This is a genomic window from Pseudomonas sp. BP6 (assembly GCF_017875935.1).
Classification (GTDB): domain Bacteria; phylum Pseudomonadota; class Gammaproteobacteria; order Pseudomonadales; family Pseudomonadaceae; genus Aquipseudomonas; species Aquipseudomonas putida_Y.
The window spans coordinates 3,114,918-3,128,544 of record NZ_JAGINI010000001.1; the positions used below are offsets into that span (position 1 = coordinate 3,114,918).

Sequence of the window (13,627 nt, forward strand, 5' to 3'; positions counted from 1 at the left end):
TTCGTCCTTATCAGTACAGCCCTCTTTGGTTGGCACACGCTCGACCACCAATAACAGAAGACCGTCTGATGGCCAAATCACCGAAAAAATCCAAATCCAGGCTGTGGTTCCTGGTCCACAGCTGGCTCGCCCTGCCGATCTGGTTCTTCGTCCTGATCGTCTGCTTCACCGGCATGCTCGCCGTGGTCAGTCAGGAAATCGTCTGGCTCGCGGACCCGGCCGTGCGCGCCAACAAGCCAGACGCGGACACCGAGCGCATGAGCTTTCAGCAGGTACTGGAGGCCTTGAACAAGGCCGAGCCGGACATGGTGGTGGAGCGCCTGAGCCAGCCGGATGGTTCGCACTTCGCGGTGAAGGCCAATGTCACCCTGCCTGACGGCACCAGCCCGACGCTGTATGTAAACCCTTACACCGGGGCCATCCAGGGCAAGACCCCAGACTTCAACTTCGAAGCCTTCACCCGCGCCCTGCACGGCTGGTGGCTGGTGCCGTTCACCAATGGTTTCAGCTGGGGCTGGTACCTGGTATCGCTGCTCGGCCTGCCGATGCTGGCCTCGCTGGTCACCGGCCTGGTGGTTTACAAGAAGTTCTGGAAAGGCTTTTTCAAACCCGTGCGCACCGGCCATGGTTCGCGAATTTTCTGGGGTGACCTGCACCGTCTGTCCGGGGTGTGGTCAATCTGGTTCATTGCGGTCATTTCCATCACCGGCACCTGGTTCCTGATCCAGGCGATCCTGTCTGACAACCACATCACCCTTTCCAGCCGATCCATCGTGCCGGTGATCGCCCGTGAGGAGGTGCCGCAAACGCCAGATGGCAGCCCCGCCTCGCGCATCGACCTGGATGAAGCGGCGCGCCTTGCCGGCCTGGCGATCCCGGGGCTGGAAGTGACCTCCATCTCGCTCCCCGCCACTGCCTACAGCCACGTCACGCTGTCTGGCCCGGGCTGGTACCCGTTGATGTTCCAGAGTGCTTCGGTGAATCCGTACACACGCAATGTCGACAGCCAGTTCCTGATCAGCGACCGTTCGGCCCTGGAGTTCGTCACCGAGTCCATGCGCCCGCTGCACACTGGCGACTTCGGCGGTTTGCCGATCAAGCTGGTGTGGTTCTTCTTCGGCCTGATCCTCACCCTGATGGTGCTCAGCGGCCTGCTGATCTGGACCAAACGCACCGCCCAGGCCACCGCCGCAGCCCTCAAGCGTAGCGAGCGCGCACCGCGTGCGGCACGCAGTGAAACCACCGTGGAGGTCCACTCATGAGCCAGGCCCAGGCCCTGCCCGCCAGCCCGCTGAAGCAGCTTTGGCTGAAGTGGCGTTTTCACCTGAACATCCTGCTGATCCTGATCCCGCTGGGCTTCATGCCCAAGTACTTCGCCGACGCCAGGCTGTTCCGCGGCGACGCCGGCCTTGGCGCCAACGTGATCAGTGACATCCAGGTCGGCCCCTACAGCCTCGACCTTGCCGAACTGCGGGACGAGGCGCCACGCGCCGACGGCCCGGCCGGCTACTTCAAATCGTTCAATGCATCGTTGTGCAAGGCCTGCATAAAGGACGTCAAGGCAGCCTACCTGCGCATCGGCAAGCCGCGCAGCCTGCGCGCCGCCGGCACCATTTTCTTCGGTGCACCGTACAACATGGGCACCTCGTTGCCGATCCCGCCGCGCACCAAGCCCGACGCGCAGATCTGGATCACCCTGGAAGGCTGGGACGGCAGCATGCACCAGGCGTCGATCCCCCTGGCCAAGGCATCGCCAGCCACCGTGGCATGGCTCAAGAAACAAGGAGACAACAAATGAAACACCTGATGCGCACCCTGGCCTTGCCCGTCCTGGTACTGGCCGCCGGCCCTGCGCTGGCGCACAACCCGATGTGCGAATGCGAAGAACTGGCCAACGGCCAGGTCAAGTGTACCGGCGGTTTCTCGGACGGCAGCGGTGCCCCCGGGGTGACCCTCGATGTGATCGGTTATGACGAAGAGGTGCTGGTCGGCGGCAAGCTTGGCGACGACTCGACGCTGACCTTCAAGCGCCCGGACGGCGAATTCTACGTGCTGTTCGATGCCGGCCCCGGGCACGTGGTGGAAGTGGACTACGCCGATATCGCCCAGCCATGAGCCGCGCCCAAGTCATTCGCCCGGCCGGTGCCGGGCACGAAACCCTGTATGTGCTGCTGGCAAGCCTGCTTATCGTGGTGCTCGCCGCCAGCGTGGTGCTGCTGCGCGGTGAGCGCGAGGACGAACAGGCCATCGCCCGCCACCAGATCGACGCTCGCCGCGACCTCACCGCCGCCGAGCAAGGCCTCTACACAGACCTGTGGGTGGCCTTCGACGAGATCCAGTTACTGCGCGAAGAAAACGGCGTTGCCCCCGGCGTGCAGGCCCTGGCCGAAGAAGGCCTGCCGCCGTTCGTGGTCGACGCTGGCAGCCAGAGCCGTGGCGGCCACCAATGGTCATGGCTGGAGCCCGGCGCCTACCTGGGCCGCAGCCAGTCCCCTGACGTTGCCGGCAGCCTGCTGCTGATCCTGCCACCCGACAGCTCAGGCCAAGCCGATGTCTGGCTGCGCCGCGACAGCGCCGCCGTGATCCCGGACGACCTCGGCCAGGCCGCCCTGATCGCCGCTGGCTGGCAACAAGTGGTCAGCCACTACGACGCCGGGGTCACCCGCGAACACCGTCACTGAACCCAAGGACTCGCCCATGTTTCGCTCCGCCTTCGCCCTGCTCCTGGCCTTTGCCTTGCCGGCACTGGCCCTGGCCGATAACAGCAAGCCGCTGCGTATCGGCATCACCCTGCACCCCTACTACAGCTACGTAAGCAATATTGTCGGCGACAAGGCCGAGGTAGTTCCCCTGATTCCGGCTGGCTTCAACCCGCACGCCTACGAGCCGCGGGCCGAGGACATCAAGCGCATCGGCACACTGGACGTGGTGGTGCTCAACGGCGTTGGCCATGACGACTTCGCAGACCGCATGATCGCCACCAGCGAAAAACCCGACATTGCCACTATCGAAGCCAATCAGAATGTACCGCTGCTGGCGGCCACCGGCATAGCCGCACGCGGTGCCGGCAAGGTGGTCAACCCGCACACCTTTCTGTCGATCAGCACCACCATCGCCCAGGTGAACAACATCGCCCGCGAACTGGGCAAGCTCGACCCTGACAACGCCAGGTTGTACACGCAAAACGCCCGTGCCTACGCCAAGCGCCTGCGCGCCATGCGTGCCGAGGCCCTGGCCAAGGTCACCGAAGCCCCTGGCGCAACGTTCCGAGTCGCTACCATCCATGCTGCCTATGACTACCTGGTGCGTGACTTCGGTCTGGAGGTGACGGCCGTCGTCGAGCCTGCCCATGGCATCGAGCCCAGCCCGGCACAGCTGAAAAAGACCATCGACCAGCTCAAGGCACTGGACGTGCGGGTGATCTTCTCGGAAATGGACTTCCCGTCAGCCTATGTCGAAACCATTCAACGCGAGTCCGGCGTGCGCCTGTATCCGTTGACGCATATCTCCTACGGCGATTACACCAAGGATAAGTACGAGGTGGAAATGAAGCGCAACCTCGACACGGTGGTCCGCGCCATTCAGGAGAACCGCGCATGACCGCTGCCGCCAAGCTGGTGACAGCCTGCGGGCCACGCATCGAATTCGCCGGCATCGACCTGACCCTGGGCCGCACACGTATCCTCGAACAGGTCAGTTTCAGCGTGGCGGCAGGCAGCGTGCACGCCATCGTCGGCCCCAACGGCGGCGGCAAGAGCTCGCTGATCAAGACCCTGCTCGGGCAAATGCCGCACGAGGGCCAACTGACCCTGCATTGGCCTGGTGAGCGCGAAGTGATCGGCTACGTGCCGCAGGCACTGGAATTCGACCGTGGCCTGCCAATGACCGTGGACGACTTCATGGCCGCCATGTGCCAGCGCCGCCCGGCCTTCCTCGGCCTGTCGCGGCGTGTAAAGCCGGCCATTGATGCAGCCCTGGTGCAGGTTGGCATGCTCGACAAGCGCACGCGGCGCATGGGTGCACTTTCCGGTGGCGAGCGTCAGCGCGTGCTGCTGGCCCAGGGCCTGATCCCAGAGCCGCAATTGCTGGTGCTGGACGAACCGATGTCGGCCCTCGATGAAGCCGGCATACAGGTGTTCGAACAGTTATTGCAGGGCTGGCGCCAGGCCGGCACTACCGTTCTGTGGATCGAGCATGACCTGGAAGCCGTGTTGCGCCTGGCTGACCGGGTAACGGGCCTGAGCCGCCAGGTGTTGTTCGACGCCCCGCCTGCCCAGGCCCTGACTCCAGAGCGCCTGCTCGGCCTGTTCTCCGTTCACCCGCGCAGCGAGAGCCTTGCCCGATGAGTTTTGAAATCTTTCGCCAAACGGTCCAGGACTGGGCCACTGCCGGCTATCTGCCCGAGGCGCTGGCCTACGGTTTCGTGGTCAACGCCCTGCTGGCCGGCTTGATGATCGGCCCGGTGCTGGGCGGCCTGGGCACCTTGGTGGTGGTCAAGCGGTTTGCCTTCTTCTCCGAAGCGGTCGGCCATGCGGCACTGACCGGCGTGGCCATCGGCATCCTGCTGGGTGAGCCCTATACCGGCCCTTACGGCAGTCTGTTCGGCTATTGCCTGCTATTCGGCATCCTGCTCAACTTCCTGCGCAACCGCACCGGGTTGTCGCCGGACACGCTGATTGGCGTATTCCTGTCGGTGTCCCTGGCGCTGGGCGCCAGCCTGCTGTTGATGCTGGCGGGCAAAATCAACGTGCACATCCTCGAAAACGTGCTGTTCGGCTCGGTGCTGACCGTTAGCGCTCAGGACTTGGTCGTGCTGGGCATCGTCGCGCTACTGGTGCTGGCCTTGGCGCTGCCGCTCTACAACCGCATCATGCTGGCCAGTTTCAATCCGCAGCTGGCGGCTGTGCGCGGGGTGGCGGTGAAGACCCTGGACTATCTGTTCGTGGTGCTGGTGACGTTGGTGACCGTGGCTGCGGTGAAGGTGATCGGGGCCATCCTGGTCGGCGCGCTGCTGGTCATCCCGGCCGCCGCCGCTCGCCTGGTCAGCCAGTCACTCAAGGGCTTTTTCTTCCTGTCGGTACTGATTGCCACCATCAGCACCCTGTTCGGCATCCTGTTGCCGATCGTTATCGATCTGCCAGTGCCGTCAGGGGCCGCGATCATCCTGGTCGCCGGCATCTGCTTTGCCCTGGCCGCCCTGGCCCGCGCCCTCGTTCCCCGCCTGCAAGGAAACCCGGCATGAACTTCAAACACCTGACCCTGGCGCTGGCACTGGCCGGGCTGCCATCACTGTCTTTCGCCACGCAAGTGCTGACGACCCTGCCCGTCACCCACAGCCTGGCCAGCGCCCTGCTCGACGGTACTGCGGTGCAGCTCAAGCGGGCAGCACCGGCCAACCTGCCTGCCAGCCGTCAACCGTCATATTTCAGCGGGCGTGGTGGCGCTGGCCTGCACAAGGCCGCCCAGCAGGCAGATGCGGTGGTCGGCGTGCGATCGATCTGGCGTGACGACCCGCTGTACCCGATGGCTCGGCGCAGCAATATCCGCATTGTCGAGATCGATGCCGCGCGACCGGTGGATGGCGCACTGCCGGGCATTGCGGTGAGCGGTGACGATGCCTATGGCGCTTACCCCTGGCTCAACCCGACCAACCTCGGGCGCATGGCCGACGTGGTAGCCAATGACCTGGAGCGCCTGGCGCCGGACGACAAGGCGAAGATCCAGGGCAACCTGGCAGGGCTCAAGCGCCAATTGCTGGAGCTTTCGGCCAGCAGCCAGACGCGGCTGGCCAAAGTCGACAACCTGACGGTAGTGAGCCTGTCGGAGCGACTGGGGTATCTGGTCAACGGGTTGAACCTGGATGCGGTCGAGCAGCCGCTGCCGGCCGATTGGGATGCGGCCGCACTCAAGGCGCTGGGGGAGAACCTGAAGGCGCAGGACGTAGCGCTGGTGCTGGACCATCGTCAGCCGACTGCGGCGGTGGCCGAGGTGATCAAGGCAGCCGGGGCCAGGCTGGTGGTGGTGGAGAGTGACCCTGAGGATGCGATTGCGGGGCTCAAGGCCAGTGTCGACCTGGTCGTCGGGGCATTGGGCGAGCGCTGATCGCACAGGGTCGCGCGGCTGCAGTGGACACGCATTGGTGGTTCGTAGGAGCGGGTTCACCCGCGAAAGGGCCGGGCCTGCTGGCCAATTTACACCCGCCGTTCACTGTTGCAGTCGCCACCGTATTCGCGGGTAAACCCGCTCCTACACACGCATTGGTGGTTCGTAGGAGCGGGTTCACCCGCGAAAGGGCCGGGCCTGCTGGCCAATTTACACCCGCCGTTCACTGTTGCAGTCGCCACCGTATTCGCGGGTAAACCCGCTCCTACACACGCATCGGTGGTTCGTAGGAGCGGGTTCACCCGCGAAAGGGCCGGGCCTGCTGGCCAATTTACACCCGCCGTTCACTGTTGCAGTCGCCACCGTATTCGCGGGTAAACCCGCTCCTACACACGCATCGGTGGTTCGTAGGAGCGGGTTCACCCGCGAAAGGGCCGGCCCGGCTGGCCAATTTACACCCGCCGTTTACTGTTGCAGCCGCCACCGTATTCGCGGGTAACCCGCTCAAGGATCGCGGTAACTGCCGGGCTAACGCTTCATGCACCGCTGATAGCGCACATCCACCCGCCCGGCAAACCAGGCCGTGGTCAGCTTGCGGGTAATCTTCGGGCTCTTCAGCTCGATGCCCGGTAGCACCGCGCGGGGCAACGGTTTGCCGGCTTTGGCATCTGCCAGGGCGAACACCCCGCTGTACAACTTGCTGTCTTCGAACGCCAGGCTGTCACCCTCCTCCAGCTGGCTTCGGATCTGCGGGTTACGCAGCCCCAGCTTTACCCCTAGCTTGCGCGCAGCCAGTTCGGTGCTCCCCGGCATGATCGCCCCCGGCGCCACCAGGTCGCCGTCCAGTGCCAACTTCACCCCCGTGACCTTGCTCAATGCCGCCTGGAATGCCGCATTGCGGCTGGCGTACCAGCCCGCGTTGAAATCGGCAAACCGGTAAAGCTGGCGCTCGTAGTTGGCCGGGTAGCCCAAGAGGTGGGCAATACCGAAATACATGCCGCCACGCCGGCTGAACACTTCCTGGCGAATCGTGCCTTCATGGCTGTAGGGGTAATCCCTTGCATGCTTTTCGGCGAAGTCGATGCTGACCTGCATCGGCCCGCCGGTGTGCACCGGATTCAGCCCACCCAGCAAGGTCTTGCCCAGCGGCACGCGAGCCACGACTTCGTCGTACAGTTCGCTCAACTGCTTTTCGCTGCGCACCGCCTGCAAACGTTGCTGATAGCTCTGGCCGTTGCCCGACGACGTCTTCAGCGCACCGTCGACCAGCAGTTTGGGAATATGCAGGCGTGCAGCGCGGCGGTCGATCTCCTGGCGGGCGATACGCCCAAGGTTGGGCACCTGCGGGTCCGCAGTGAAGGTCGACTCCTGTTCGGTCACCGCAAGCACGGCGCACAGGTTGCTTTTACTAGGCGCTATGCGCTGGGCTTCGAAGGCTGCCTGGATATCTTTGGCCCAACCCTCGCGGTCCTTGACCTGGGCGGGCAACAGCCGCAGCAGTTGCGCGCGGATTTTGGCCGGGTCCGCTTCGGGCGCGTCTTCGCGGCGCCCGGCACAGCCTTGCAACAGCGCCACGGCCGTCACCGCAATAGCGAGTAACCGGCCGTTCAGGGCTGTTCACCGATCAGGTAGGTTTTGCTGATGTGGCGGAACTGCGGGTGCCCGGCACTGCCCATCAATTCGAACAGCACCATCTCGCGGGTCACCACCTGCGCGCCGGCGGCACGCATGCGCGCCAGACCTGCGGCCTTGCTGGCCGGGGTGCGGCTGTCGCAGGCATCCTCGACCACGAACACTTGCTTGCCCAGCGCCAGCAGGCCGAGCACGGTCTGCAGCACGCAAACATGGGTTTCCATGCCACAGACGATCACCTGCTCGCGCGCCATCAAGCTGGCTGGCAGGCACTCGGCGGCCACGCAGGAAAAGTGACTTTTCTCCACCACGTCGGCTGTCGGGGCTGCGGCCAGCAGTTCGGCCAGGGTATGACCCAGGCCTTTGGGGTACTGCTCGGAAATCACCGTCGGCAGCGCCAGCTCGGCAGTCGCCGCCAGCAACCAGCGGGCCCGTGCCCGAGTGCCTTCGGGGTCGCTCATGGCGCCGATGAGTTTTTCCTGGATGTCGACGACCAGCAGCGTGGCCTTGAGTGGATCGATCAGCATTGCCTGCCTCTTGCCTGGGAAAAACCCTAGCCTCCCCCAGGCAAGCGGTGACGTCAATCAGGCGGACAGCCGAAGCGGTTGCAGCGACGCGGTCAGCGCAGCGAGCACACGGTCTTCCTGCTCATGGATGAAGAAATGGCCACCCGGGAACATCTGCAGCGAGAACGCGCCGTGGGTTTCATTGCGCCATGCCTGCAGTTGCTCATCGCTGGCCCGGTCATCCACACCACCCAGCACATGCAGGGGGCACTGCAACGCCGCTCGCTGGCGGTATGTGTAAGTGCCGCACAACAGAAAATCGGCGCGCAAGGTCGGCAAGGTCAGGCTCATCAGCTCTGCGTTGGCCAGCACTTCCTCAGGCGTGCCCTGCAGCTCACGCAACTCGCTGATCAGCTCGGCGTCGCTCTTGGGCTCGCGCCAGTTGTTGCCATCGTAGTCCTCACGCCGGGTAGGTGCCGCGGTGCCGCAGGCGAACAAGGCCAGCGGCGCCGGGCAGCCCAATGCCTGCAGCTCATGGGCCAGCTCAAAGGCCAGCAGAGCGCCCAGGCTGTGGCCGAGCAGCGCATAAGGAGCGCTTGCCGTCAGGCGCTGCTCGCTGGCCAGTTGCCGCGCCAGACCTTGCATGTCGGTGTGCAGCGACTCGCCCATGCGCGCACCCCGTCCGGGCAACTCTACCGGGCGCACCTGCAACCAGGCCGGCAGCTTGCGCCGCCAGCGGCTGTAGACCATGGCGCTGGCCCCGGAGTACGGCAGGCACAGCAGGTTCAGCACGGTCACTGGGCGGCAGCTTCGGCCATTTTCTGGCGCAGGCTCAGCGGGCGCATGTCGGTCCAGACTTCATCGATGTAGGCCAGGCAGTCCTTCTTCAGGCCGCTTTTGCCCACGGCACGCCAGCCGTTGGGGATAGCTTTGTAGTCGGGCCAGATCGAGTATTGCTCTTCGTGGTTGACCACTACCTGGAACTGGATATCGTCGCGGTCGAAAACGGAAGTCATTGCCTGTCTCCTTAAGTGATGATGCCGCTGCGCGCCTGGCGCAGGGTGGCTTTCAAGTAGACGTAGCAAGCGGTGTAAAAATTAACGGAATTGACGCTCAGGTATCGCGCAACAGGTCGTGCGTATCGAGCAACCGGAACGCAACCTGCGGATTACGCTCCAGCCCGCGCCGGATCGCCGCCGGGATAGACTGCCGGGTCTTGCGGCACAACCCGGGCTGGTCGTCCAGTTCGATGACGATGCCGCGCATGGTCCGTACCTCGTTGTAACCGGGGGCGATGTGCACGCGGATGCCGAGGTTTTCGTACAGCCGCTGCTGCAGACGTTGAAGGTCTTCCAGGTCCTTCAGGTTTTCCAGGCGTTCGAGCAGGCGTTTTTCTTCCTGCCGAGTCAGCAGGAGAATGCGCCGGGCGGCCTGCGGATGGTCGGCCAGCTGTTCGCGGCCGCAGTCACAGGCACCAGGAGGGCAAGGTTGGCGTATAGGAACAGGTGTACTCATAGGGCAAGCATAGCCTGTAGCGACGGTCAGAGCTGCGCCAACCGCGCGCGCAGGAAGCTGACAAAACCCTGCACCGGCCGCGCCACCTGCCGGTGCTGCGGATACACCGCCGACAGCTGCAGCGCGGGCGGGCGCCACTCATCCAGAACCGCCACCAGTTGCCCCTCCGCCAACGCCTGCCCAACGATAAAGGTCGGCAGGTAAGTGACCCCCATCCCGGCAATCGCAGCGCCCCGCAGCAACTCACCATTGTTCGCCCGCATGCGCCCGGTCACCTGAATTGCCTGGGCTTTGCCACCTTTGTGGAACTGCCACTGCACCTGCCGCGAATGCCCATAGGGCAGGCAATCATGCGCGGCGAGCTCATCCGGTTTTCCCGGCACTCCCCGTGCTTGCAAATACGCCGGGCTCGCACAGTAGACCCGCTCGACACTGGCGATACGCCGGGCGATCAGGCTGGAGTCCTCCAGTGCACCAATCCGCAGCGCCAGGTCATAGCCTTCACCAATCAGGTCCACGGCGCGGTCGCTCAGGTCTACCTCCACATCGACCTGGGGGTGCAACTGCAGAAACTCGGTCAGCAGGCAGCCCAGGTGCGCCATGGCAAACGACAGCGGTGCGCTGAGGCGCAAGGTGCCGCGCAGGACCTGGGCCTGGCCGCTGATGTCGTGCTCGACCTGCTGCACTTCACCCAGCAGGCGCAGGGCAGACTGGTAGTAGTGCTGCCCCAGTGGCGTGGCATCGAGGCGCCGGGTGGAGCGGTTGAGCAGGCGCACGCCCAGGCGCTCTTCAAGCTGCATCAGGCGCCGGCTGACCGATTGCTTGGACATGCCCAGACGGTCGGCGGCAGCGGTGAAACTGCCGGCCTCCATCACCTGGGCAAAGATCCGCATGTCTTCGTAAGGGTTCATTGTCTCGTTCTTGGTGACAGTCAAACACTTTATAGCGGCTTTTTCCCACAAGCGCATCTGCCTAATCTACGCACAAGTCGCAGCGATGGCCCCACAGGCCAGGCAAGACGCCCACTTCCAACACTTGCACAGAAAAGGATTCGCTCATGAACATTGTCCACAAAGTCCTCACCACCTCCCTTCTGGCCCTGTCCGTTTCCAGTGCCTTCGCCGCCGGCAGCCCAGGTGTGGAACAACACACCCAGGCCTTCCTCGAAGCCCTGGAGAAAGGGGGTGGCAAACCGCTGGAACAGCTCACCCCGAACGATGCCCGCGCGGTACTGACCGGCGCCCAGGCCTCGGTCAAGGTCGACCTCTCGGGGATCGAAGTGAAGGAACGCACCATTCAGGCCAATGGCCATTCGATCAAGCTGCAAGTGGTACGCCCGACCAATGTGAAAGGTGATCTGCCGGTGTTCATGTTCTTCCACGGCGGCGGCTGGGTGCTGGGCGACTTCCCGACCCACCAGCGACTGATCCGCGACCTGGTGGTCGGCTCGGGTGCGGTGGCGGTCTATGTGGACTACACGCCGTCACCGGAAGCGCATTACCCGACGGCGATCAACCAGGCCTACGCCGCGACCCGTTGGGTGGCCGAGCATGGCAAGGAGCTCGGCGTGGATGGCAAGCGCCTGGCTGTAGCCGGCAACAGCGTTGGCGGCAACATGGCGGCGGTGGTTGCACTCAAGGCCAAAGCGGCCGGCATCCCTGCCCTGCGCTTCCAGTTGCTGCTGTGGCCGGTGACCGATGCCAGCTTCGAGACAGCGTCGTACAAGCAGTTTGCCGAAGGACACTTCCTGACCACCGGGATGATGAAGTGGTTCTGGAACAACTACACCGTTGATGCAAAGGCGCGGGCGCAGATTTACGCCTCGCCGCTGCGGGCGTCCGCCGAACAGCTGAAGGGCTTGCCACCGGCCCTGGTGCAAACGGCTGAGTTCGATGTGCTTCGGGATGAAGGTGAGGCGTATGCCCGCAAGTTGAATGCGGCGGGCGTGACAGTAACCTCGGTGCGCTACAACGGAATGATTCATGACTATGGGCTGCTCAACCCGTTGAGCCAAGTGCCGGCAGTAAAGGCGGCGCTGCGGCAGGCGGGCAACGAACTTAAAGTGCATCTGCAGTGAGGCGATGAGCAAAAGACCCGCCTGGGCGGGTCTTTTGCTTCTATTTGCGGAAACGGCCCGCAGGCTTCAATGAATCTGCCATCGGTGCGGCAGGTCCGGCCCTTTCGCGGGTAAACCCACTCCTACACAGCCACCACAACCGTCAAATTCTGTGGTGGCCTGTGTAGGAGCGGGTTTGCCCGCGAAAGGGCCGGCAAATCCTGCTCAGGGCTCGAACCCTTCCACAATGATCACCTCAGCCTTCGCCACCCCTTGGCGATGGCTGCATGCCTCTTGGTACAGCGCAGAGCGGTAACAGGCGACGGCCTGCTCGTACGAATCGAACTCGATCACCACGCTACGCTGAGGCGTAACCCTCCCTTCCATCGCTTCGCTGCGCCCGCCACGGGCCAGGAAGCGGCCACCGAATGCCTTGAAGGCAGCCGGGGCGCGCTGGGTGTACTGCTGGTATTGCTCGGGGTCGGTCACGTCCACATGGGCGATCCAGTAGGCCTTCATGTGCTGCTCTCCTGTTACGGCGATATTTGTGTATGATGGTATACCATAAAATTCACCCCACCACAGTGAGCGTGCACCATGGCTTTCAACACCATCGAGGAACTTCTCGAGGACTACCGGCAAGGCAAGATGGTCCTGCTGGTGGATGACGAGGACCGGGAAAACGAAGGCGACCTGCTGATCGCCGCCGAGCGTTGCGACGCCCAGGCCATCAACTTCATGGCCCGCGAGGCGCGCGGGCTGATCTGCCTGACCTTGACCGACGATCACTGCCAGCGCCTGGGCCTGGAGCAGATGGTTCCGGCCAACGGTAGCGTGTTCAGCACCGCGTTCACCGTGTCGATAGAGGCGGCCACCGGAGTCACCACCGGCATTTCCGCCGCTGACCGGGCACGCACCGTGGCAGCCGCCATGGCCCCCAACGCCCGCCCCGAAGACCTGGTGCAACCTGGCCACATCTTCCCCCTGCGCGCCCGCGAAGGCGGCGTGCTGACGCGTGCCGGCCACACCGAAGCCGGTTGCGACCTGGCGCGCCTGGCCGGCTTCAGCCCGGCCTCGGTCATCGTTGAAGTGCTGAACGACGACGGCACCATGGCCCGCCGCCCCGACCTGGAAGTGTTCGCCACCCGGCATGGCATCAAGATCGGCACCATCGCCGACCTGATCCACTACCGTCTGAGCACCGAGCAGACCATCAAGCGCATCGGCGAGCGCGAGCTACCGACTGTGCATGGCACCTTCCGCCTGGTCACCTATGAAGACCGCATCGAAGGTGGCGTGCATATGGCCATGGTCATGGGCGACATTCGCCGCGAACAACCGACCCTGGTGCGGGTGCATGTGATTGACCCGCTGCGCGACCTGGTAGGTGCCGAATACGCAGGCCCCGCCAACTGGACGCTGTGGGCGGCGCTGCAGAGGGTGGCCGATGAAGGTGCTGGCGTGGTGGTGATCCTGGCCAACCACGAATCCTCCCAGGCCCTGCTGGAGCGCGTACCACAACTGACCCACCCTGTGCGGCCCTATCAACGTGGCCAGTCCAAGGTGTATTCCGAAGTGGGCACCGGGGCGCAGATTCTGCAGGACCTTGGCGTGGGCAAGCTGCGTCACCTGGGGCCTCCGCTTAAATACGCGGGTCTGGCGGGGTATGAGCTGGAGGTGGTGCAGAGCATCCCGTTCGAGCCCGGGATTGCAAGCTAAAAGCAACATAAGCAACTGATTTATCGAGGCTCTGTAGGAGCGGGTTCACCCGCGAATGCGATGGCGACGCCACCGACGCATTCGCGGGTGAACCCGC

Annotated in this window: 17 protein-coding genes; 10 read left to right on the top strand and 7 right to left on the bottom strand. The window is 64.0% G+C overall.

Features of this window, described 5'->3' with window-relative positions:
• The first annotated feature begins 68 nt into the window (after window positions 1–68).
• From J3A98_RS14210 to J3A98_RS14245, 8 genes are read left to right on the top strand one after another with little or no spacing between them, the layout of a single operon-like run.
• On the top strand, window positions 69–1,262 hold the full coding sequence (locus J3A98_RS14210) for a PepSY domain-containing protein (RefSeq protein WP_209966930.1): 1,194 nt from the start codon (window positions 69–71) through the stop codon (window positions 1,260–1,262).
• Window positions 1,259–1,798 (top strand): thiamine pyrophosphate-binding protein, encoded by a 540-nt coding sequence (locus J3A98_RS14215; RefSeq protein ID WP_176682401.1) that lies wholly within the window; start codon window positions 1,259–1,261, stop codon window positions 1,796–1,798. The genes J3A98_RS14210 and J3A98_RS14215 overlap by 4 nt, the downstream gene beginning before the upstream one ends.
• Window positions 1,795–2,115, top strand: a complete 321-nt coding sequence (locus tag J3A98_RS14220) for a hypothetical protein (protein ID WP_176682400.1) — start codon at window positions 1,795–1,797, stop codon at window positions 2,113–2,115. Before J3A98_RS14215 ends, J3A98_RS14220 begins: the two co-directional genes overlap by 4 nt.
• A complete protein-coding gene (locus J3A98_RS14225; protein WP_209966942.1) occupies window positions 2,112–2,681 on the top strand; it encodes a DUF6162 family protein in 570 nt (189 codons plus the stop codon). The genes J3A98_RS14220 and J3A98_RS14225 overlap by 4 nt, the downstream gene beginning before the upstream one ends.
• 16 nt (window positions 2,682–2,697) lie before the next feature.
• A complete protein-coding gene (locus tag J3A98_RS14230) occupies window positions 2,698–3,600 on the top strand; it encodes a metal ABC transporter substrate-binding protein (RefSeq protein WP_176682398.1) in 903 nt (300 codons plus the stop codon).
• The gene (locus J3A98_RS14235; RefSeq protein WP_176682397.1) at window positions 3,597–4,346 is read left to right on the top strand and encodes a metal ABC transporter ATP-binding protein; all 750 of its coding nucleotides are present in this window, start codon (window positions 3,597–3,599) and stop codon (window positions 4,344–4,346) included. Before J3A98_RS14230 ends, J3A98_RS14235 begins: the two co-directional genes overlap by 4 nt.
• Window positions 4,343–5,242, top strand: coding sequence for a metal ABC transporter permease (locus tag J3A98_RS14240; protein ID WP_176682396.1), 900 nt, complete (start codon window positions 4,343–4,345; stop codon window positions 5,240–5,242). The genes J3A98_RS14235 and J3A98_RS14240 overlap by 4 nt, the downstream gene beginning before the upstream one ends.
• Complete coding sequence (locus tag J3A98_RS14245) at window positions 5,239–6,102, top strand: zinc ABC transporter substrate-binding protein (protein ID WP_209966944.1); 864 nt, start codon at window positions 5,239–5,241, stop codon at window positions 6,100–6,102. Before J3A98_RS14240 ends, J3A98_RS14245 begins: the two co-directional genes overlap by 4 nt.
• Window positions 6,103–6,630: 528 nt before the next feature.
• Here the strand turns inward: J3A98_RS14245 and J3A98_RS14250 are convergent.
• From J3A98_RS14250 to J3A98_RS14275, 6 genes are all read right to left on the bottom strand, one after another.
• On the bottom strand, window positions 6,631–7,713 hold the full coding sequence (locus J3A98_RS14250; RefSeq protein WP_209969864.1) for a DUF1615 domain-containing protein: 1,083 nt from the start codon (window positions 7,711–7,713) through the stop codon (window positions 6,631–6,633).
• A complete protein-coding gene (locus tag J3A98_RS14255) occupies window positions 7,710–8,261 on the bottom strand; it encodes a hydrolase (RefSeq protein WP_209966946.1) in 552 nt (183 codons plus the stop codon). The genes J3A98_RS14250 and J3A98_RS14255 overlap by 4 nt, the downstream gene beginning before the upstream one ends.
• 57 nt (window positions 8,262–8,318) lie before the next feature.
• The gene (locus J3A98_RS14260; protein ID WP_176682393.1) at window positions 8,319–9,038 is read right to left on the bottom strand and encodes an alpha/beta fold hydrolase; all 720 of its coding nucleotides are present in this window, start codon (window positions 9,036–9,038) and stop codon (window positions 8,319–8,321) included.
• Window positions 9,035–9,256, bottom strand: a complete 222-nt coding sequence (locus J3A98_RS14265; protein ID WP_003256222.1) for an MbtH family protein — start codon at window positions 9,254–9,256, stop codon at window positions 9,035–9,037. Before J3A98_RS14265 ends, J3A98_RS14260 begins: the two co-directional genes overlap by 4 nt.
• A 97-nt stretch (window positions 9,257–9,353) precedes the next feature.
• Window positions 9,354–9,755, bottom strand: a complete 402-nt coding sequence (locus J3A98_RS14270) for a hypothetical protein (protein ID WP_209966948.1) — start codon at window positions 9,753–9,755, stop codon at window positions 9,354–9,356.
• Window positions 9,756–9,781: 26 nt separating this feature from the next.
• Window positions 9,782–10,666, bottom strand: a complete 885-nt coding sequence (locus tag J3A98_RS14275; protein WP_209966950.1) for a LysR family transcriptional regulator — start codon at window positions 10,664–10,666, stop codon at window positions 9,782–9,784.
• Between the two features lie 146 nt (window positions 10,667–10,812).
• Between J3A98_RS14275 and J3A98_RS14280 the strand changes: the two genes are divergently transcribed.
• Window positions 10,813–11,832 carry an alpha/beta hydrolase gene (locus tag J3A98_RS14280; protein ID WP_209966952.1) on the top strand — a complete coding sequence of 340 codons (1,020 nt, stop codon included), beginning with the start codon at window positions 10,813–10,815 and terminating at the stop codon, window positions 11,830–11,832.
• Window positions 11,833–12,036: 204 nt separating this feature from the next.
• On the opposite strand, the gene J3A98_RS14285 is transcribed toward J3A98_RS14280, so the two are convergent.
• Complete coding sequence (locus J3A98_RS14285; protein ID WP_209966955.1) at window positions 12,037–12,330, bottom strand: DUF1330 domain-containing protein; 294 nt, start codon at window positions 12,328–12,330, stop codon at window positions 12,037–12,039.
• A gap of 78 nt (window positions 12,331–12,408) precedes the next feature.
• On the opposite strand from J3A98_RS14285, the gene ribBA reads away from it, so the two are divergent.
• Window positions 12,409–13,530 (top strand): bifunctional 3,4-dihydroxy-2-butanone-4-phosphate synthase/GTP cyclohydrolase II, encoded by a 1,122-nt coding sequence (ribBA, locus tag J3A98_RS14290; RefSeq protein ID WP_176682388.1) that lies wholly within the window; start codon window positions 12,409–12,411, stop codon window positions 13,528–13,530.
• Window positions 13,531–13,627: the final 97 nt, after the last annotated feature.